Below are 21,047 nucleotides of genomic sequence, written 5' to 3' on the forward strand. Positions count from 1 at the left end.
GAAGCTTCATCCGGGATTTCGGCGTGCACAGGGCCGGATCGCGGCGCGTTTGCTCCAAAACCGGGCCGCGCAACTTTCGGAAAGCGATTGATCGACATATCGGGAATCGGGACTTCCGCGCGCTTGTGTGCTAGACAAAAATTTGGCAAGGTGATGGTTAGGACAGGAAGACTGTCTCAATTTTGCTCGCGGTTCCGGCATAGGGATTGCAGCGAAAACCTGTGCCTTCCAGCGCCATAAGGCAACAGGCAAAGCCGTTCTCGGGGACGAAGAGCGCCTTGGCCTGAATTTAAGAAAATGCGGCTCGCAACGGACGAGCGGTGACCCAGAGGCGGGTGCCGCGGAACGCCGAAGGTGCGCCGAAGATGGCGGTGAGGCAGCTTGCCGCACGGAGAGGATTGGAACAATGAACGGGTCGCAATTCGAGCGCGCAAACATCGTGGCAGAAGAGCTGTCGGCGACGGTCGCCTCGAAAACGACCGATCCGATCCAGGAGCACAATTCGCGGCCCAAAGCTGAAGGTCTCTACGATCCGAGCCTGGAAAAGGATTCCTGCGGCGTCGGCTTCATTGCCAACATCAAGGGCAACAAGTCGCACGAGATCGTCTCGGATGCGCTGAGCATCCTGTGCAATCTCGAACACCGCGGTGCCGTCGGCGCCGACCCGCGCGCCGGTGACGGCGCCGGCATCCTGGTGCAGATCCCGCACGCCTTCTTCAGCCGCAAGGCCAAGGAGCTCGGCTTTGCGCTGCCGGCGCCCGGCGAATACGCCATCGGCGCGCTGTTCATGCCGCGCGACACCGCCTGGCGCAACGTCATCAAGAGCATCATCGCCGACCAGATCAAGGACGAGGGCCTGACCCTGCTCGGCTGGCGCGACGTGCCGACCGACAATTCCTCGCTCGGCGTCACCGTGAAGCCGACCGAGCCCGCCTGCATGCAGGTGTTCATCGGCCGCAACGGCACGGCCAAGAGCGAGGACGAGTTCGAGCGCCGGCTCTACATCCTGCGCAAGTCGATCTCGCAGGCCATCTACCAGCGCCGCGACCGCGGTCTTGCCGGCTATTACCCCTGCTCGATGTCCTGCCGCACCGTGATCTACAAGGGCATGTTCCTCGCCGACCAGCTCGGCAAGTACTATCCCGATCTGCACGAGAAGGATTTCGAGAGCGCGCTCGCGCTCGTTCACCAACGCTTCTCGACCAATACCTTCCCGGCGTGGTCGCTGGCGCATCCCTACCGCATGATCGCGCATAACGGCGAGATCAACACGCTGCGCGGCAACACCAACTGGATGGCGGCGCGGCAGGCTTCGGTGAGCTCCGAGCTCTACGGCAAGGACATCAGCCGGCTGTGGCCGATCTCCTACGAGGGCCAGTCGGACACCGCCTGCTTCGACAACGCGCTCGAATTCCTGGTGCAGGGCGGCTACTCGCTGCCGCACGCCGTCATGATGATGATTCCGGAAGCGTGGGCCGGCAATCCGCTCATGGATGAGAAGCGCCGCGCCTTCTACGAATATCACGCCGCGCTGATGGAGCCGTGGGACGGCCCCGCCGCGATCGCCTTCACCGACGGCCGCCAGATCGGCGCCACGCTCGACCGCAACGGTTTGCGGCCGGCCCGGTACCTCGTGACCAAGGACGACCGCATCGTGATGGCGTCCGAAATGGGCGTGCTGACGATCCCCGAGGACCAGATCATCACCAAGTGGCGCCTGCAGCCCGGCAAGATGCTGCTGGTCGACCTCGAACAGGGTCGTCTGATCCCCGACGATGAGATCAAGGCCGAGCTCGCCAAGAGCCATCCCTATAAGGAGTGGCTGGAGCGGACCCAGATCGTGCTGGAAGAGCTGCCGAAGGTGCCTACCACCGGCGTGCGCTCCAACCTGTCGCTGCTCGATCGCCAGCAGGCGTTCGGTTACAGCCAGGAGGACATCGCGATCCTGATGACGCCGATGGCGGCCACCGGCGAGGAAGCCGCGGGCTCGATGGGCAACGACACGCCGATCTCGGCGCTGTCGGACAAGGCCAAGCCGCTGTTCACCTACTTCAAGCAGAACTTTGCGCAGGTCACCAACCCGCCGATCGACCCGATCCGCGAGGAGCTGGTGATGAGCCTCGTCTCCATCATCGGGCCGCGCCCGAACCTGTTCGACCTGCAGGGCATGGCGACCACCAAGCGCCTGGAAGCGCGCCAGCCGATCCTGACCGACGCCGATCTCGAAAAGATCCGCTCGATCTCCGACGTGGCCGACACGCACTTCAAGTCGCGCACCCTGGACACCACCTTCCACGCCGGCCTCGGCGCAGCCGGCATGGACCAGGTGCTCGACGAGCTCTGCGCGCGGGCCGAAAGCGCGGTGCGCGAAGGCGTCAACATCATCATCCTGTCCGACCGCATGGTCGGCACCGATCGCGTGCCGATCCCGTCGCTGCTGGCCTGCGCCTCCGTGCACCATCACCTGATCCGCACGGGCCTGCGCACCTCGGTCGGTCTCGTCGTCGAATCCGGCGAGCCGCGCGAAGTGCATCACTTCGCATGCCTCGCCGGCTACGGCGCCGAAGCGATCAATCCTTACCTCGCGTTCGAGACCATCATCGCGATGAAGGACCGCCTGCCCGGCTCGCTCGACGACTACGAAATCGTCAAGCGCTACATCAAGTCGATTGGCAAGGGCCTCTTGAAGGTGATGTCCAAGATGGGCATCTCGACCTACCAGTCCTATTGCGGCGCGCAGATCTTCGACGCGGTCGGCCTCAAGGCCGATTTCGTCGCGAAGTTCTTCGCCGGCACGCATACCCGTGTCGAAGGCGTCGGCCTTGCCGAGATCGCGGAAGAGGCCGTGCGCCGTCATGCCGACGCGTTCGGCGAGGCGCTGGTCTACAAGAGCGCGCTCGATGTCGGCGGCGAATACGCCTATCGCAGCCGCGGCGAGGACCATGCCTGGACCGCCGAGTCGGTATCGCTGCTCCAGCACGCCGCGCGCGGCAATTCGCAGGAGCGCTACCGCGCCTTCGCAAAGATCCTCAACGAGCAGTCGGAGCGCCTTTTGACGCTGCGCGGCCTGTTCCGGATCAAGAACGCGGAGGAAGAGAAGCGTAAGCCGATCCCGATCGAGCAGGTCGAGCCGGCCAAGGACATCGTCAAGCGCTTCGCCACCGGCGCGATGAGCTTCGGCTCGATCTCGCGCGAGGCGCACACCACGCTCGCGATCGCCATGAACCGGATCGGCGGCAAGTCGAACACCGGCGAAGGCGGCGAGGAAGCCGACCGCTTCAAGCCGATGCCGAACGGGGATTCGATGCGCTCGGCGATCAAGCAGGTCGCCTCGGGCCGCTTCGGCGTCACCACGGAGTATCTCGTCAACTCCGACATGATGCAGATCAAGATGGCGCAGGGTGCCAAGCCCGGCGAAGGCGGCCAGCTGCCCGGCCACAAGGTCGACGCGACCATCGCCAAGGTCCGGCACTCGACGCCGGGCGTCGGCCTGATCTCGCCGCCGCCGCATCACGACATCTACTCGATCGAGGATCTGGCGCAGCTCATCTACGACCTCAAGAACGTCAACCCGACGGGCGACGTCTCGGTCAAGCTCGTCTCCGAGATCGGCGTCGGCACGGTCGCCGCGGGCGTCGCCAAGGCGCGCGCCGACCACGTCACCATCGCGGGCTTCGAGGGCGGCACCGGCGCATCGCCGCTGACCTCGATCAAGCACGCCGGCTCGCCGTGGGAGATCGGCCTCGCCGAAACCCACCAGACCCTGGTGCGCGAGCGGCTGCGTAGCCGCATCGTGGTCCAGGTCGACGGCGGCTTCCGCACCGGCCGTGACGTCGTGATCGGCGCGCTGCTCGGCGCAGACGAGTTCGGCTTCGCCACTGCCCCCTTGATTGCGGCCGGCTGCATCATGATGCGCAAGTGCCATCTCAACACCTGCCCGGTCGGCGTCGCGACGCAGGACCCCGTCCTGCGCAAGCGCTTCACCGGCCAGCCCGAGCACGTGATCAACTACTTCTTCTTCGTTGCCGAGGAAGTTCGCGAGATCATGGCTTCGCTCGGCTTCCGCACCTTCAACGAGATGGTCGGTCAGGTTCAGCTGCTCGACCAGACCAAGCTGGTCGCGCACTGGAAGGCCAAGGGCCTCGATTTCTCGAAGCTGTTCGTCAAGCAGAAGGAAGAGAAGGGCCAGAAGATCTATCACTCCGAGCGCCAGAACCATCATCTGGAGGCCGTGCTCGACCGCTCGCTGATCGAGAAGGCGAAGCCCGCGCTCGATCGCGGCGCGCCGGTGAAGATCGAAGCCGCGATCAACAGCACAAACCGCTCGGCCGGTGCGATGCTGTCGGGCGCGGTCGCCAAGATCTACGGCCATGCCGGCCTGCCCCATGACACCATCCATGTCAGCCTCAAGGGCACCGCCGGCCAGGCCTTCGGCGCGTGGCTCGCCCACGGCGTCACCTTCGAGCTCGAGGGTGAAGGCAACGATTATGTCGGCAAGGGCCTCTCGGGCGGCAAGATCATCGTCAAGCCGCCGGCCAACAGCGCCATCGTTCCGGAGGAGAGCATCATCGTCGGCAACACCGTGATGTACGGCGCGATCGAAGGCGAGTGCTACTTCCGCGGCATCGCCGGCGAACGGTTTGCCGTGCGTAACTCGGGCGCGGTCGCCGTGGTCGAGGGCGCGGGCGATCATTGCTGCGAATACATGACCGGCGGCATCGTGGTCGTGCTCGGCAAGACCGGGCGCAACTTCGCGGCCGGCATGTCCGGCGGCATCGCCTACGTGCTCGACGAGACCGGCGACTTCGACAGGCTGTGCAACATGGCCATGGTCGAGCTCGAGCCGGTGCTGTCGGAAGAGCTGATCAATGCCGGCACCTATCACCACTCGGGTGACCTCGAGGCGCATGGCCGGGTCGACGTGTTCAACAACCTGCTCGCCTCCGACGTCGAGCGGCTGCACGTCCTGATCACGCGCCATGCGAAAGCGACCGGCTCCAGGCGCGCCGCCGAGATCCTCGCCAATTGGAAGGAATGGCTGCCCAAATTCCGCAAGGTGATGCCGGTCGAGTACCGGCGCGCGCTGCGCGAAATGGCCGCCAACGCGGACGCCGAGCCGAAAATCGCGATCGGGGCGTAAGGCATCACACCCCGTCATTGCGAGCGCAGCGAAGCACTGGATTGCTTCGTCGCTTCGCTCCTCGCAATGACGAGAAGAAACAAAACGACTAAGCGGCAGGGACTTCGGGTTTAATGGGCAAGATCACGGGTTTTCTCGAAATCGAACGGCACGACCGCAAGTACACCCCGGTCGCCGAGCGCGTGAAGCATTACAACGAGTTCGTCATTCCGCTCTCCGAGAAGGAAGTACGGGACCAGGCTGCGCGCTGCATGAATTGCGGCATCCCCTATTGCCACGGCACCGGCTCGGTTGCGCCCGGCACGCCCGGCTGCCCGGTCAACAACCAGATCCCCGATTGGAACGACCTGGTCTATCAGGGCAATTGGGAAGAAGCCTCGCGTAACCTGCACTCGACCAACAACTTCCCGGAGTTCACCGGCCGCATCTGCCCGGCGCCGTGCGAAGCGTCCTGCACGCTCAACATCGACGACAACCCGGTCACCATCAAGACGATCGAATGCGCGATCGTCGACCGCGCCTGGGACAATGGCTGGCTGAAGCCCGAGGTCGCCGCCCACAAGACCGGCAAGAAGGTCGCCGTGATCGGCTCCGGTCCGGCCGGCATGGCCTGCGCGCAGCAGCTCGCGCGCGCCGGCCACGACGTGCATGTCTACGAGAAGTACGCCAAGGCCGGCGGCCTGCTGCGTTACGGCATCCCCGACTTCAAGATGGAGAAGGGCGTCATCGACCGCCGCGTCAAGCAGATGGAAGGCGAAGGCGTCACCTTCCATTACAACAGCCATGTCGGCGCCAGCGGCAATATCGATCCGCGCGAGATGCTCAACCAGTACGACGCGATCGCGCTGACGGGCGGCGCCGAAGCGCCGCGCGACCTGCCGATCCCCGGCCGCGAGCTCGAGGGCATCCACTACGCGATGGACTTCCTGCCGCAGCAGAACCGCCGCGTCTCCAGTGAAGCGCTGAACGGCGTCAAGGATATCCTGGCCGGCGGCAAGCATGTCGTCGTCATCGGCGGCGGCGACACCGGATCGGACTGCATCGGCACCTCGCTGCGCCAGGGCGCGCTCTCCGTGACCCAGCTTGAGATCATGCCCGCCCCGCCCGAGCGCGAGAACAAGGGCCTGACCTGGCCGAACTGGCCGCTGAAGATGCGCACCTCCTCCAGCCAGGCCGAAGGCGCGATCCGCGAATACGCCGTGCTGACGCAGAAGTTTTCCGGCGAGAACGGCAAGGTCAGGAAGCTGCACTGCGTGCACGTCGACGACAAGTTCAAGCCGATCGCCGGCACCGAGTTCGAGCTGGAGGCCGAGCTCGTCCTGCTCGCGATGGGTTTTGTGCATCCCGTGCACGAGGGCCTCTTGAAGCAGCTCGCGGTCGAGCTCGACCCGCGCGGCAACGTCAAGGCCAACACGCTGGACTACCAGACCTCGCGCCCGAACGTGTTCTCCGCCGGCGACATGCGCCGCGGCCAGTCGCTGGTGGTCTGGGCCATCCGCGAGGGCCGGCTGTGTGCCCGCTCGATCGACACGTTCCTGATGGGGAAGACGGATCTGCCGCGCTGAGCGACATGATGGGACCTCACGATAGAGCACTCCTCGCTCTATCGTGCGTGGCCCCGATCGCTACCCGCCGGTGACACCGGCCTGCTTCTTCGCCTCGACCAGGTCATCGGCGTAATACTGCTTCGCGCAATCGCCGTTGTAGGCATTCACCTCGACATTGTGGGCGTCGATGTCCGCGTTGAACGCGGACTGCTTGGCCTTTACGTCAGTCAGCATCGCATTGTGCCGGTCAACCAGCGCGTTGAATGAGTTCACCGCCCTGGAGCTGCTTCGGTTCAGGCTCGCGCGCTGCGCCTCGACGGTCGCCTTCGACTGGTCGTATTCGTCGAGCGACGCTTGCAAGGCGGTTCGGCTCGTCTCCAGCCGCGCACTATCCTCGTCGAGCTTGGACGCGCGCTTGATGCATTGGGCCAGTTGCGACACGGTCAGGACGTCGGCCGAATAGGTCTTCGCTGACGATGAGGACGATGTCCCCGCAGCCACCGCAGCCCTGACGGCTCCCCTCGCAAGCAGGCTTCCGAGGAAGCGCCCGGTGCCGCCAGCTTCGGACGGCGAGGAGGCGCAAAGCACACAGGCCGCAGCGGCGACAGCGGCAAAATAGGTCGTCATGAACTCCTCCAACAAAAAGCACGAGAAATGGTGGAAAAAAGCGGTCGTCGGAATGGAGGCAGCCTAAGAGCTTCCGCGGACCACGTCACGCGGAATCACGCGCTGGCGGCGCGAGCTGGCGAGCCCGTTAAGGCATCGCGGTCGAGTTGAGGATTCGACGCGGCAAGTGCTGCTCGCACTCGCAAGCTCATCGCCCTAGTTCTGCAGCCTCACACCCAGCATCACCACCGTGCCTTGCGAGCTCGAGCCCGGCTGGTTCGAGTCCAGGATGTCGTGGCGCAGCGTGCCCTTGATCCAGACATTGCGGTTGAGCTTGTAGATCAGGTTGCCTTCGAGCGAGTAGGTTTTGTCGTTGCGGCCCTGGTTCTGGTAGTCGTAGGTGCCGTAGGTAAACTTGCCGATCGCGGTGAGCCAGCGGCGGAAGTCGTGGTCGACTTCGGCGGCATAGGTGTGCACCAGCACGCCGGAGGAGCCGGGGATCGTGGTTTCCGCGATCTGCGTGTCGGTGTTGAACTTGACCGTGGTCAGCCCGCTGGCGTTCCAGATCAGCGAGCCCGAGGTCAGGAAGCCCGAGAGCTGGCTCAGGCGGGGATCGACATAGGTGCGCGCGGAATAGCCGACCGAGATCTCGCCGGTGAGAATGCGCGAGAATTCAAAGGACGAACCGATCTTGGCGTAGCCGCCGGATGAATCGCGCAAGTAGCCGTTGCGGTCGGCGGCCTGGTCGTGGACGCGGTTGTCGCCCTCGATCTCGACGAACGGCTTCAAGCCGGGCTTGAGGTCGTAGGAGAAGCGGCCGACGCCGCCATACTGGTTGAAGTCGCGATCGTTGTTGCTGAAGACCGAGCCGTCGGTGAGTTTTGAATCGGTATAGGCGGTGCGGTCCACCGTGGCGCCGGCGGCGACCTCGAAGCGATTGAAGGTCTGGTCGAAGCCGACGGTGGTGCCGTAGCTGGCATAGACTGGATATTTCTGCAGGCCGGCCTGTACGTTCGGGCTGCCCGGATTGTCGGTGGCGAGCCGCAGGCGCAGCTGCGAGGTCAGCTTGAGGTCGCGATCGACGTCGATACGACCGTCGATATGGCCGGTGAAGTCGGGGCGGTTGATCTCGACCGGCGACGGCGAGGCAAGGCCGTCGATGGTTTCAGGCATGTTGTTGGTGTAGCCCGAGAACGAGCCGCGCAGATCGGCGACCAGCGCGTGGCGCTCCCAGTCCGAGATCACGAGCAGGTCAGGCGCGACGACATAGACCGGGGAGCCGACCGGCTTTTGCAGGCGTGCAGGATTGCTGTCGTAGCCGGCCGAGAGCTCGAGCCCGCCCTTGATCAGAAAGCTGCCGGCGTAATCGCCGACCGCGCCGAAGGCATCGTCATCGGCCTTGAGGCGGCGGCGCAAGGGCTGGCCGGGCACGGTGCCCGCCATTGCCGGCGGCACCGGCGTCTTGTGCGCGGTCTCCGATGGCGGCGGTGCGATGCGCGGAGGGCCGAGACTCGTGTCCGGCGTCGCCAGCGGCACCGGCGAGCCGGGACCCGCGGGCTTCCTGGGCTTCGGCTGGCCCGGATAGAGCTTTGGCTGCTGGCGCTTGCGATTGAGCGAATCGTAACCGGAGCTGCTGGCCCCATTGGCGGGAGACAGCCCATAGGTCGGCACCTGGCCGACGCGCGTCGCCGCGGGCGCATCGCTTTTCTTGCGCGGATCGTCGTTGGGGTCCGGCGGCTGCGGCACTGCGTCCGATGGCGCCTGCGGCACGCCGGCCGTACGGCGCATCGGTAGCGCATCGGGCGCGACGAAGCCGCCGCGGCTGGGATTGAACAGGTCGGGCGTGAGGCTCTGGGCGGCCGCGGGCGCGCTTTCCAGCACCGTCAGCAGCAGGCATGGCAAAGCGGCGCGGAAAGCTAACGCGCAGCTGCTCCGGCCCCTGCCTGGAGGCGACCCCACGATGGATTAACTCCAACGAAATCAGATACTTCCACGATCGCTCTCGCCGACTGGCGGGAACCATCGTTAATGGAGTTAAAACAATTATGGTTAATGACCCGTTGAGGGTGTTGGCGCCCGCGTCGCCTCGCAGGCCGGAGCGTGCTAAGCAGGCCGGCAACGGGCTGACGCCCCTCCTCCCCTGGACGTGAACATGCCGAGTTCGAAACCGCTGATGACCCAATCATCCGGCCCCGCCCCTGCCAGCGTCGAATCCGCGCTCCGCACGTTGGAAGCCGAGAGCGGCGGCCTCAACGCGCTCGCGGCCGCCCTGCGCGGCCCGCTGTGCCAGGCGTTCGCCAGGGCGGTCGACCTGATCCGCAATGCCAAGGGCCGCGTCATCGTCACCGGCCTCGGCAAGTCCGGCCATATGGCGCGCAAGATCGCGGCAACCCTCGCCTCGACGGGCACGCCGGCATTCTTCGTTCACACCGCCGAAGCTGGCCATGGCGATCTCGGCATGATCACCACGGACGACGTCATCATGGCGCTGTCCTGGTCCGGCGAGCAGCCGGAAATGAAGACACTCGTGAACTACTCCGCGCGCTTTGCGATCCCGATGATCGCGGTGACGTCGAACGCGGCGTCTTCGCTGGGCCAGGCCGCCGACATCGTCATCGAGCTGCCGAAGGCGCGCGAAGCCTGCCCGCACAATCTGGCACCGACCACCTCGACCATGATGCAGGTCGCGATCGGCGATGCCATCGCCATCGCGCTGCTCGAAAGCCGCGGCTTCACTGCTCTGGAATTCGCCCATTTCCATCCGGGCGGCAAGCTGGGCGCGATGCTGAAATTCGTCCGCGACTACATGCGCACCGGCGCCGAGATTCCGGTGAAGCCGCTCGGCACGAAGATGTCGGATGCGGTGGTCGAGATGTCGGCCAAGGGTCTCGGCTGCGTCTGCATCGTCAATGCTGCGAACGAGGCCGTCGGCATCATCACCGACGGCGATCTTCGCCGCCACATGCGCCCCGATCTGCTGACGGCGCTGGTTGACGAGATCATGACCAGGAAGCCGAAGACCGTGCCGCCCTCGATGCTCGCGACCGAGATGATCGAGGTGCTGAACACGCGCAAGATCACGACGCTGGTGGTAACCGAGGCGAACAAGGTGGTCGGCATCGTGCACCTGCACGATCTCTTGCGGGCGGGCGTGGCGTAAGGCATCGCTCGTCATTCCGGGCGCGCCACTTGGCGCGAGCCCGGAATGACTATTGGGGAAACCGCGCCGCCTTCTCCTCCAGCGGCAGGCGCAGCCCGTTCGCCAGATACGACACCGTGCGATAAAAGCCGCACAGCAGCATGATCTCCAGGATTTGCGCCTCGTCGTAATGCGCCGACAGAGCGGCGAACTCGGCGTCGGTGAGGGTCGCGCGGTGATGGAGCGCGTCCACCGCCGCGATCAGGGCCTCCTCCGCCGGCGACCAGCAGGGCGAGGTCGCATCGCCCGCGACCGTCGCGCGGACCTCGTCCTTCGTGAGTTTTGCCGGACCGGCGAAGACCGCGACATGGACACCCCATTCGTACTCGCATTGGTTCAGAGCACAGGTGCGATCGATGACGATCTCGCGCTGGCGCAGTGAGAGCGGGCCCGGATCGAGAAGCCCGGCGGCGCGAAACTTCTCCCACGCGCGCGTGTGGGCGGCCATGACCCGGAACAGCACCAGCGGCGGGGCACCGCGCATGATGCGGTCGAACTGCGCCTGGATCTCCGGGGGATAAGGCTGATCGAGCGGGGCGATGCGCGGCGTCGGGGATGACATGAGCGTCCTCCTTGCTACAATTCTCGTAGCAGCACGCTACATTTTCTGTAGCAAGACGCAAGAGGATCGCGATGGCGAAACAGGCAGGGTCTGGGGATCCCCGCGTGCGCGGCTCGCGCACCGGGCGGCCGATCATGGCGCTGCTCGAGCTGCTCGGCCGACGCTGGAGCCTGCGAATTTTATGGGAGCTGCGCGAATTGCCCCTCACCTCGCGCGCGCTGCGCACGGCCTGCGACGAGGCCTCGCCGACAGTGCTGCAGGCCCGGCTGACGGAGCTGCGCGAGGCGGGCTTCGTGGAGCTCGGCGACGGCGGCGGTTACGGGTTGACCGCGCTCGGGCGGGAGTTGTGCGAGACGTTCATGCCGCTGCACCGGTTTGCGGAGAGGTGGAGGTCTTCTCCCTCGCCCCGCTTGCGGGGAGAGGGTCGGGGTGAGGGGGAGTCTCCGCGAAGACGGTGACAGTTGGACTCGCGGAGACTCCCCCTCGCCCGATAATCAAGCTGCGCTTGACTATCGGCCTCTCCCCGCACGCGGGGAGAGGCGAAGAAGTCAAGCCGCCGCGACCGTCAAATTTGCCCCATCCACATGCACCACCTTCACCCGTGTCCCTGCGGGCGTATCCGGACCCGCCACGCGCCAGACCGTATCGCCGATGCGAACGGTGCCGTTGCCGTCGATGATCGGCTTCTCCAGCGTGAACTCGCGGCCGAGGAGCGCCTCGGTACGCTTGTTGAGGAAGGGGCTGGCGCCGGCGTCGGGCTTCGGCCGGCCAAGCCGGCGCCAAACAGGGGCGGCTGCGGCGGCGAACACCGCGAACATCACCAGCTGGATCTGCCACGAAATGACCGCGGTGAACGAGATCAGGCCGACCAGAAGCGCGGCAAGCCCGAGCCAGAACAGGAACACGCCCGGCGCGACCACCTCTAGCGCCATCAAGATGAAGCCGAAGATCAGCCAGTTCCAGTTGCCGAGCGATACGAACATGTCCGTCATGACACGACCTCCATGCGCTATTCCCTACCCCTGCCGCGGCGGGACCGCCGGCGGCGGCGAGCCGGTCGGGGGCACCGAACCGGTGCGGCGCGCGGCGGCGGTCGCAGAGGCAGCACTTTCGCCGAACGTCGCCTTCGCGATTTCGCCGATGCCGGCGAGCGATCCGAGCATGCTGGTCGCTTCCATCGGCAGCATGATGATCTTCTGGTTCGGCGCATCCGCGAACTGGCCAAACGCCTTGATGTATTTGTCCGCAATGAAGTAGTTCAGCGCGGCGACATCGCCCTTGGCAATGGCTTCCGACACCGCCTGGGTCGCCTTGGCCTCGGCTTCAGCGAGACGCTCGCGCGCCTCGGCGTCGCGAAAGGCGGCCTCGCGACGGCCTTCTGCCTGGAGGATCTGGCCCTGCTTGGCACCCTCGGCCCGCAGGATTTCCGACTGGCGCTGGCCCTCTGCGGCGAGAATGTCGGCGCGCTTGACGCGCTCGGCCTTCATCTGCCGGCCCATGGCCTCGACGAGGTCGGCCGGCGGCACGATGTCCTTGATCTCGATGCGGTTGACCTTGACGCCCCAGGGCGAGACGGCCGCGTCGACGACACGCAAGAGGCGTTCGTTGATCTCGTCGCGATGCGATAGCACTTGGTCGAGATCCATCGATCCCATCACCGAGCGGATGTTGGTCATGGTCAGGACCGTGATCGCTTGGTTGAGGTTCGCGACCTCGTAGCTCGCCTTCGCGGCGTCGAACACCTGGTAGAAGGCGACGCCATCAACCGTCACGGTGGCGTTGTCCTTGGTGATGACCTCCTGCTCGGGGATGTCGATCACCTGCTCCATCATGTTGATCTTGCGCCCGACCCGATCGAAATAGGGCACGATCAGGTTCAGCCCGGGGCTCAGCGTCTGCGTGTATTTGCCGAACCGCTCGATGGTCCAGTCATAGCCCTGCGGCACCGTCTTCACGCCGGCGATCAGCGTGACGATGACGAGCAATACCAGAACAATCGCGAAAATATCGAAACCGCTCATCTTTCCTCCAAGGCGGGAAAAGTCTCTTTCCCGCGCTGCCATTGGTCGGGATCAAGACCCTAGCGGTTCAGCAGCCGCTTTTCACGTCGGTATCGGCGCCATTCTGCACAAGACGCGAGGAGGGGAAATGGTCTCGATTATGTATTTGCGAACGGCTCTTGAAAGCGTGAAGGCGCAGACCTAGCGGCAAAGACTAAGGGTCATGCTCCTGTCGAAAGCTGAGCTCTCAGCCGCCCGCCGCGCGATTCACTTTCCAGGCCAGGACATCGAGCCGATCTGCCCCAAAAAAGATTTCGCCATCCCAGACGAAAGTGGGCGTCCCGAACACGCCGCTCCCATAAGCCTCCACGGTCCGGCTCGTTAAGGCGTCGCGAACGTTGGGATCATCTGCCTGCGCGACGATTGCGGGATCACCACCCGCCCGGACGACGGCTTCTCTCAACACCGCCGGGTCGGAAATGTCGCGCTGCTCATGCCACAAACCGTCGAACACAGCGCTCCGGAAAACCTCCTCGACCCGGCCCGAAAGCAGCGATGCAACGCACAATGCGGGAATCTGATTTGGCCGGTTGGGCCACTTCCAGGATGGCTTGAAAGGTGCGCCATAGAACGCGGCCATGCGGCGGATGTCCGCCATCAGATAAGCCCGCTTCGGCGGGATGAGCGTATCGATATAGGGCGCCCATGGCTCTCTGCCGGATTGCAGGTTGAGGATCACGTCGATGAAAATCGGGCGGCCGATCCATTCCACCTTGGTCGCCAAGCCGAGATCGGTATGGCGGACCCTGTAGTCAGCGAAATAAGCGTACGGTGACCTGAAGTCGTAATAGGTGTCGATTCTTGCTGTCATGGCTCATGATCTCTGAGATCACAGCGTCGTTGCAACTCCAGAATGCGCCATCCTACTCGATGACCTCGTTCGCGATTGCGAGCAGGTTTGGGGAAAGCGTGACACCTAGCGCCTTGGCTGTCTTTAGATTGATGGCCAGCTCGAACTTGGTGGGGTTCTGGACCGGCAGGTCCGCCGCCCGCGCTCCCTTGAGGATACGATCGATATAGCCGGCGGCACGGCGGAGCTGCTCGGCGCTATCAGTGCTGTAGGACATCAACCCGCCTTCATCGACAAAGGCGCGGATGCAGAACACGGCCGGCAAATGCGCCTGCTCGATCGCCGCCAGCAGCGGCGCGCGGTTCGCGATGGCGAAGAAGTCCGGCAGCACCAGGAAGCCGCCATCCTTGCGCGAGGCCAGCGCGGCGATCGAAGCGACATCATGCACGGGCGCCGGCTCGACCGTCACATGCAGCGTCCGCGCGGCCTCCTCCACCGTATGCAGCATCAGCGCCGCGAACGGCGCGGTGGCGGGGTTGTAGACGACGAAGACGCGGGACACCTTTGGCGTGACCTGCGTCAGCATCTCCAGCCATTTGCCGGCGAGCGGGCCGTCGTAATCTGTGAAGCCTGTGATGTTGCTGCCGGGATGGGCCAGGTTCTGGACGAAGCCCTGGCTGACGGGATCGGTGACCACGGCAAATACGATCGGGATCGTCGTGGTGCGCCGGCGCAGCTCCTCCACCGAAGGCGTGCCGAGCGCGAGCAGGATATCGGGCTTGCGCGCGATCAAATCATCGGCAAGCTGCGCGACGCGCGCGCGATCGCCCGCGCCGCTGCGCCAGTCGATTTCGAGATTGTCTTGATCCTTCCAGCCATGAGCGGCCAGCGCCTCGGCAAGGGCCGTCCGGCCGATCACGTCATCGGCTGATGTGACAGAGAGCACGCCGAGCCGGCGCGGCGCCGTCGGCTGCTGCGCCAGCACGGAGGGCGGCCATACCGCGAGTATCCCAAGAAGCGCCAGACAGTCGCGGCGGTTCATGGAGCGCTCCTCAGATCCAGCCCTGAAGCTCGCGCAGCACCAGCGTACGGATCACGTCCATGCCTGGATCGCTGTCGTTGAGACAGGGGATCGCGGAAAATTGCTCGCCGCCATTGTGCTTGAAGATCTCGGCATTCTCCTGCGCGATCTCCTCCAACGTCTCGAGGCAGTCGGCGGAAAAGCCCGGCGTCACCACCGCGATGCGGCGCACGCCTTCCTTTGCCAACCGCTCCATGGTCTTGTCGGTATAGGGCTGCAGCCACTCGTCATTGCCGAAGCGCGACTGGAAAGTCAGCAGCAGCTTTGTTTCATCCATGCCGAGCCGACGGCGCAGCGCCTCTGTCGTGGCGATGCAGTGGCTCTGATAGGGATCGCCCTTCTCGACATAGGATTTCGGCATGCCGTGGAAGGAAGCGACGATCAGTTCGGGCTGGAACGGCAGTGTCGCCAGATGCGTCTCGATCGAGACAGCCAGCGCCTCAATGTAGGCCTCGTCCTGATAATAAGGCGGCGTCACCCGGAGCGTCGGCTGGTTCCGCAGGCGGGCGAGCACACGGAACACCTCGTCGCAGACGGTCGCCGAGGTCGAGGCGGAATATTGCGGATAGAGCGGAACCGCCAGGATGCGCTCGCACCCTTTCGCGATCAGCGCATCCATGCCCGCCTTGATCGAAGGATTGCCGTAGCGCATTGCCCAATCCACCACGACATGGGGACTATCAGACAGCGCGACGGCGAGCTTGTCGGCTTGCGAGCGCGTGATGGTCTTCAGCGGCGATTCGTTTTTCTCGTTGTTCCATATCTTCTGGTAGTCGAGCGCCTTGGTGCGCGGGCGGCTGCGCAGGATGATGCCGTTCAGCACCAATTGCCAGATCAGTCCCTGGTCCTCGATGACACGGGCGTCCGACAGGAATTCCTTGAGATAGACCCGCACGCCTGCGGCATCGGCGGTGTCGGGCGTGCCGAGATTGACCAGCAGCACGCCAACGCGCGGCTGGGCCGGGGGCGTTGCCTGCTTCGCGGTCTTGAGGGGGGCTAGGGTCGTCATAACCAGTTGCGTCGCGCGTTGCTCCGAACTTGTCAAGATGAGCCCGGTTTCGCTAGGGTCCCCCCAGCGGGGGAGGAACGATGACGCTCGCGGAATGGTGCGTGCTCGGAGCGTTACTGCTCTATCTCGTAACGATCGCCTCGATCAAATGGATCAGGTTTCGCGGCTTCGACAATTCCCGACCGCGCGATCCCGCCTTCTATCAGGACGCCATCGCGCATCGCGCGCTCGGCGCCCACCAGAACGGGATCGAGACCTTTCCGTTCTTCGCTTTCGCCGTCCTGCTCGCCGAATTCCGCGACTCCCCGCAGCGCCTGATCGACGAGCTCGCGGTGCTGTTCCTGATCGTGCGGATCGCCTATGTGCTGACCTATCTTGGCGACCGCCCGACGCTGCGCTCCATCCTCTGGAGCATCGGCTTTGCGATCAATCTGGTGATTTTCTTCATGCCGATGTTGAAGCGGCTGCTGCCGGCGTGAGCTGATAAAATTGTAGGTGGCGCCTAAAAACACGTCGTCCGCTCGGCCGCGATATAGCCGAACAACAGGCCCGCTCCGAACAGCAGCACGAGGGCGGCGGCGCCGAGTTCGAGGCCGCGCATGAACAGCGCGCCGCCGCCATCGCTGGCCCCACTCAGGCGGGCGGCGATGTCCTTGGCGGAAACGGCGACGACCGCGATGGCGGCAACCGTGATCGCAGTGCCCAGCCCCATCAGGAAGGTCGCGGCGATGCCGGCCCAGAACAGGCCCTGAGCCAGCGCGAACACCAGCACCAGGATCGCCCCCGAGCAGGGGCGGATGCCGACGGTCAGGATCGCGGCAAAGCCGCGGCGCCAGCCGCCGGGGCCGGCGAGTTCGCTTGGGATTGGTCCATGGGAATGGCCGCAATGCTCGTCGTGGACGTGATCATGCCCGTGGTTGTGACGGGCGTGCGCGTGGTCGTGATGATGATGATCGTGCGCATCATGATGATGGCTGTGATCATGGAGGTCATGCGGCACGCCCGCGATCGCCGGCACCGGCTGCGTCGCCTGAAGCGCGCGGATGAAGGTTCGGCCCTTGATCCAGACCAGGCGCAGGCCGAACAGCGCGATCAGAGCATAGCTCGCGATCTCGATCGCGCCCTCCGCCTTGCACATGGTTCTGGCGGTGGCGTTCAAGATCCAGGCCGAGATGCCGACGATCAAGATCGCCACCAGCGACTGCATGAGCGCCGAGGCGAACGACAGCACGATGCCGCGCCGGGCCGTCTCGCGGTTGGCGACCAGATAAGAGGCGATCACCGCCTTGCCATGCCCGGGCCCGGCCGCATGGAAGATGCCGTAGGCAAACGAGATGAAGAGCAGCGTCCACACCGCCGAGCCGTCGGATTTCGCGGCGCGGATGGTAGACGACATCTGGCGATAGAACTCGGACTGCTTTGCCAGCAGCCAGCCGATGATACCGCTGGCCTCGGGCTCGGCGGCCTGCGCCGGCTTCGGCGCGCCGAACGGGTTTTGCGCGAAGACCTCGTGAAGCACGGCATCGGCTGAGCTCACGACCAGGAGCACGGCTGTGCAAGCAATCAACCCGCGCACGAGGGGCGACAGATGCGGCTTCAAGGGCAATCCACCGTGATCTTGTTGGCGAACATCATGCCGAAATTGGCGTTCGGGCCGTCCGTGAAGGTCTGCTCGTTGAGCTTTTGCGCGGTCGCGGTGCCGTCGCTCGGGCGATCGAGCTTCATCTGGCAGGCCGAGGGCGCGCCGACCAGCTTGACCGGATTGTCCTTGGCCATCTGGAAATCGATGAAGAAGGAGCGGTCGAACACTTCGAGCACCAGCTGCTTGGGCTTGACCGGGTTCTTCAGCGGCAGGGTGAAATGCAGCGTCAGCACGGAGTCCTTGTAGTCGAGGAAATAATCGACCGGCTCCTGGAAGCGCTCTTTCTTGCCGTCGGCCTTCGCGAAGGTGAAGTAGGCATATTCCTTCAGGGACTCGACGTTGGTCTGCGCCAGCGGCACGAGTTCCTCGCGGGTGTAAGCGCCCTTGGTCTTGTTCTCGAGCCCCTGCACCGCATAGGCCGAGAACATGTCGTCAAAGGTCCAGGCATGGCGCACGCCGGTGATCGAGCCGTCCTCGGCGTAGAGCAGTTCGCTGGTCGCCGTGATCCAGACATGCGGATGCGCGCGCGCCACGCCTGACGCGAGCATCATGGCGGCGACGAGCAGGAGTCCCAGCAGGGCGCGCATGCCCGTCAGGCCGCCTTGGCGTCGTCGAGCAGGCCGCGGCGGCGCAGCAGCGCGTCGGGCTCGGGCGGACGGCCGCGGAAGGCCTCGTAGGCCGCTTCCGGATCGACCGATCCGCCGCTCGAATAGATGTCGTCGTGCAGACGCTTTGCCACGGCGGGATCGAAGATGTCGCCGGCTTCCTCAAACGCGCCGAAAGCGTCGGCATCCATCACCTCCGACCACATGTAGCTGTAATAGCCGGCCGCATAGTGGTCGCCGGAGAAGATGTGGCCGAACTGGGTCGGCCGATGCCGCATCGAGATTTCCTCGGGCATGCCGATCTTCTCGAGCTCGCGTCTCTCGAAGGCGCGGACGTCCTGAGCGTTTGCCGCCGGCTGGGAGTGGAACTCGAGGTCGAGCAGCGCCGAGGACACGAACTCGACGGTGGCAAAGCCCTGATTGAACTTTCGCGCGGCCAGGAAGCGGTTGAGCAGGTCATCCGGCAGCGGCTCGCCGGTCTGGTAATGGCGGGCGAATTGCTGCAGCACCTCGGGCCGCTCCTGCCAGTGTTCGTAGAGCTGGGAGGGCAGCTCGACAAAGTCGGTGAACACGGAGGTACCCGACAGCGAGGGATAGGTCACGTTGGACAGCATGCCGTGCAGGCCGTGGCCGAATTCGTGGAACAGGGTGCGGGCATCGTCGGGCGAGAGCAGCGAGGGTTCGCTGCCGGTGCCCTTGGCAAAGTTGCAGACGTTGAGGATGAGCGGCGCGATGTCGCCGTCGAGCTTCTGCTGGTCCCGCAGCGAGGTCATCCAGGCGCCGGAGCGTTTTGACGGCCGGGCGTAGTAGTCGCCGTAGAACAGCGCCTTGTGCTTGCCGTCGGGGCCCCTCACCTCCCAGACCCGAACGTCGGGGTGCCAGACCGGGACGTCCTTGCGCTCCTCGAAGCTGATGCCGAACAGGCGGGTGGCACAGTCGAAGGCAGCCGCGATCATGTGGTCGAGCGTCAGATACGGCTTGATCGCAGCATCGTCGAAATTGGCGCGCTGAAGGCGGAGCTTTTCGGCGTAGTAGCGCCAATCCCAGGGGGCGAGCTTGAAGTTGCCGCCCTCCTCCGTGATCAGCGCCTGCATCTCGTCGCGATCGGCGAGCGCCCGCGCCCGGGCCGGCTTCCAGACCCGCTCCAGCAGGTCCCGCACCGCGTCCGGCGTCTTGGCCATGGAGTCTTCGAGACGGTAGGCGGCAAAGGTCGGGTAGCCCAGGAGCTTGGCGCTCTCCTCGCGCAGCTTCAGGATCTCGCCGATCGCCGTGTTGTTGTCGTTGGCATTGCCGTTGTCGCCACGCGCCGTGAAGGCCTTGTAGACCTTCTCGCGCAGGTCCCGCCTTGCCGAGCTCTTCAGGAACGGCTCGGCCGAGGAGCGTGACAGCGTCACGATGGCCTTGCCTGCCATGTTGCGATCTTCTGCCGCAGCCTTGGCGGCGGCGATGAAGCTATCCGGCAGGCCCTGACGGTCCGCCTCCCCAAGCTCCAGGAACCAGTCCTGTTCGTCGCCGAGCAGATGATGACTAAAGCCGGTCGCGAGCTGCGCCAGCTTCTCGTTGATCTCGGCCATCCGCGTCTTGGCCTCGTCGGAGAGCCCGGCGCCGGCGCGATGAAAGCGGGTATAGGTGCGCTCCAGCAGGCGGAGCTGCTCCGGGTTGAGACCCAGATTGGCGCGGTTCTCGTGCAGCTGCGCGATGCGGCCAAACAGCACGGCGTTCATCATGATCGGATTCCAGTGCCGCGCCATCCGCAAGGAAACTTCCTTGTCGATCTCCAGGATGGCCGGATTGGAATGTGCCGAGACCAGATCGTAGAACACCGCCGCGACCTTGTTGAGCAGCTTGCCGGAGCGCTCCAGCGCTGTGATGGTGTTGGCGAAGTCGGGGGCAGCCGGATCATTGGTGATCGCCGCAATCTCGGCGGAATGGTCGGCAAAGGCCTGTTCGAAGGCGGGCAGGAAGTGCTCCGGCTTGATCTCGTTGAACGGCGGGGTCGCGAACGGCGTCACCCAGGCCTTGAGCAGCGGATTGGTCTCGGCGTCCGTAGTTTGGCTTGGGTCTGACATCACAAGTCCCGATTTTCGAGGCAATTTGTTGGGCCAGCTATAGCACGCCATCGGGCTTTTTTGGGCCATTTGGCCTTGCTCCCGCCCGCCTTTTCGGGGAGATTGCGTCCCTCGAAACACCGGACCCCAACGCCCATGAACGCGCCCTCCTCGTCCTCCCGTCAGATCGTCTGGCCGACCGTCATCACCGTCGTCAGCGCCGCCATCCTGATCGGCGCCGAGGTGTTCGGCGCAGCGTTTGCCGGCGGCTGGGCGCTCGCGATTCTGCTCGGGCTCGGCGACCAGGCCGCGCACATCCTGCAGGCCGTGCTGTTCGCACTTGGCGTGCTGGTGATGACGGCCTTCATCCGCGGAGCTCAACGCGTCGAGCCTTTCTTCAAGCGCCGCTGACGCATCTTGCGCACAAGCAGCGCGCGCGAGGCTCAAAACTTAACGCCCGTTCATCTTCCGCGTCGCTCGCGCAACACTGCGCAAGCAGATGTTAGGCAATTCTGTTCGCAGCCTAAAAAAATTCTTGCGAAGCAGAGTCAAAACGCTTATGTGCGCTCTTGCCCAATTTCGCACGTGCCTGTGGTCGTGTGTCAGTCGGTAGGTATCCGGACAAGAGGCCGGACAGCCGCCAAGGGGTGAAGAAGCCGAGGGGCTCTTCGGAAGTGCGGAAGTCAAAGGCCGAAGGTCGCCAGACCCAGAGGTCCGAAGACGAAGCAAACCCGGAGCGCCCAGCATCTCTCTCAAAG

The 21,047-nt window shown here is 64.7% G+C and carries 17 protein-coding genes; 6 read left to right on the top strand and 11 right to left on the bottom strand.

What is annotated here, in order from left to right:
• The first annotated feature begins 406 nt into the window (after positions 1-406).
• A complete protein-coding gene (gltB, locus tag X265_RS32420) occupies positions 407-5,140 on the top strand; it encodes a glutamate synthase large subunit (protein WP_128968513.1) in 4,734 nt (1,577 codons plus the stop codon).
• A gap of 113 nt (positions 5,141-5,253) precedes the next feature.
• A complete protein-coding gene (locus X265_RS32425; RefSeq protein WP_128968514.1) occupies positions 5,254-6,705 on the top strand; it encodes a glutamate synthase subunit beta in 1,452 nt (483 codons plus the stop codon).
• Positions 6,706-6,765: 60 nt separating this feature from the next.
• On the opposite strand, the gene X265_RS32430 is transcribed toward X265_RS32425, so the two are convergent.
• Both X265_RS32430 and X265_RS32435 read right to left on the bottom strand, forming a co-directional pair.
• Positions 6,766-7,314 (bottom strand): hypothetical protein, encoded by a 549-nt coding sequence (locus tag X265_RS32430; RefSeq protein WP_128968515.1) that lies wholly within the window; start codon positions 7,312-7,314, stop codon positions 6,766-6,768.
• 195 nt (positions 7,315-7,509) lie between these two features.
• Positions 7,510-9,252, bottom strand: coding sequence for an outer membrane beta-barrel protein (locus tag X265_RS32435; RefSeq protein ID WP_128968516.1), 1,743 nt, complete (start codon positions 9,250-9,252; stop codon positions 7,510-7,512).
• A 193-nt stretch (positions 9,253-9,445) separates the two neighbouring features.
• Between X265_RS32435 and X265_RS32440 the strand changes: the two genes are divergently transcribed.
• Entirely contained in the window at positions 9,446-10,453 is a 1,008-nt protein-coding gene (locus X265_RS32440; protein ID WP_164938903.1) for a KpsF/GutQ family sugar-phosphate isomerase, read from the top strand.
• A 49-nt stretch (positions 10,454-10,502) separates the two neighbouring features.
• On the opposite strand, the gene X265_RS32445 is transcribed toward X265_RS32440, so the two are convergent.
• Positions 10,503-11,054 (bottom strand): carboxymuconolactone decarboxylase family protein, encoded by a 552-nt coding sequence (locus X265_RS32445; protein WP_128968518.1) that lies wholly within the window; start codon positions 11,052-11,054, stop codon positions 10,503-10,505.
• A gap of 71 nt (positions 11,055-11,125) precedes the next feature.
• On the opposite strand from X265_RS32445, the gene X265_RS32450 reads away from it, so the two are divergent.
• Complete coding sequence (locus X265_RS32450; RefSeq protein WP_128968519.1) at positions 11,126-11,512, top strand: winged helix-turn-helix transcriptional regulator; 387 nt, start codon at positions 11,126-11,128, stop codon at positions 11,510-11,512.
• 90 nt (positions 11,513-11,602) lie between these two features.
• On the opposite strand, the gene X265_RS32455 is transcribed toward X265_RS32450, so the two are convergent.
• The 5 genes from X265_RS32455 to hemH all read right to left on the bottom strand — a co-directional run bounded on the left by X265_RS32455 (position 11,603) and on the right by hemH (position 15,994).
• On the bottom strand, positions 11,603-12,046 hold the full coding sequence (locus tag X265_RS32455) for an NfeD family protein (RefSeq protein ID WP_128968520.1): 444 nt from the start codon (positions 12,044-12,046) through the stop codon (positions 11,603-11,605).
• Positions 12,047-12,070: 24 nt separating this feature from the next.
• Positions 12,071-13,075 (bottom strand): SPFH domain-containing protein, encoded by a 1,005-nt coding sequence (locus tag X265_RS32460; protein WP_128968521.1) that lies wholly within the window; start codon positions 13,073-13,075, stop codon positions 12,071-12,073.
• A gap of 226 nt (positions 13,076-13,301) precedes the next feature.
• Positions 13,302-13,925 (bottom strand): 2-hydroxychromene-2-carboxylate isomerase, encoded by a 624-nt coding sequence (locus X265_RS32465; RefSeq protein WP_128968522.1) that lies wholly within the window; start codon positions 13,923-13,925, stop codon positions 13,302-13,304.
• Between the two features lie 52 nt (positions 13,926-13,977).
• Entirely contained in the window at positions 13,978-14,946 is a 969-nt protein-coding gene (locus tag X265_RS32470) for an ABC transporter substrate-binding protein (RefSeq protein WP_128968523.1), read from the bottom strand.
• A 10-nt stretch (positions 14,947-14,956) separates the two neighbouring features.
• Positions 14,957-15,994, bottom strand: a complete 1,038-nt coding sequence (gene hemH, locus X265_RS32475) for a ferrochelatase (RefSeq protein ID WP_128968524.1) — start codon at positions 15,992-15,994, stop codon at positions 14,957-14,959.
• Positions 15,995-16,074: 80 nt separating this feature from the next.
• On the opposite strand from hemH, the gene X265_RS32480 reads away from it, so the two are divergent.
• On the top strand, positions 16,075-16,473 hold the full coding sequence (locus X265_RS32480; RefSeq protein ID WP_128968525.1) for an MAPEG family protein: 399 nt from the start codon (positions 16,075-16,077) through the stop codon (positions 16,471-16,473).
• 23 nt (positions 16,474-16,496) lie between these two features.
• On the opposite strand, the gene X265_RS32485 is transcribed toward X265_RS32480, so the two are convergent.
• The 3 genes from X265_RS32485 to X265_RS32495 are packed head-to-tail and all read right to left on the bottom strand — an operon-like array spanning position 16,497 to position 20,310.
• Positions 16,497-17,594, bottom strand: coding sequence for a nickel/cobalt transporter (locus X265_RS32485; protein WP_188637384.1), 1,098 nt, complete (start codon positions 17,592-17,594; stop codon positions 16,497-16,499).
• Positions 17,591-18,223 (bottom strand): DUF1007 family protein, encoded by a 633-nt coding sequence (locus tag X265_RS32490; RefSeq protein WP_128968527.1) that lies wholly within the window; start codon positions 18,221-18,223, stop codon positions 17,591-17,593. The genes X265_RS32485 and X265_RS32490 overlap by 4 nt, the downstream gene beginning before the upstream one ends.
• Positions 18,224-18,228: 5 nt before the next feature.
• Positions 18,229-20,310 (bottom strand): M3 family metallopeptidase, encoded by a 2,082-nt coding sequence (locus X265_RS32495; RefSeq protein WP_128968528.1) that lies wholly within the window; start codon positions 20,308-20,310, stop codon positions 18,229-18,231.
• Positions 20,311-20,445: 135 nt separating this feature from the next.
• On the opposite strand from X265_RS32495, the gene X265_RS32500 reads away from it, so the two are divergent.
• Positions 20,446-20,700: a hypothetical protein gene (locus tag X265_RS32500; protein WP_128968529.1), complete on the top strand. Its 255-nt coding sequence runs from the start codon at positions 20,446-20,448 to the stop codon at positions 20,698-20,700.
• Positions 20,701-21,047: the final 347 nt, after the last annotated feature.

This window comes from Bradyrhizobium guangdongense, assembly GCF_004114975.1.
GTDB lineage: Bacteria > Pseudomonadota > Alphaproteobacteria > Rhizobiales > Xanthobacteraceae > Bradyrhizobium > Bradyrhizobium guangdongense.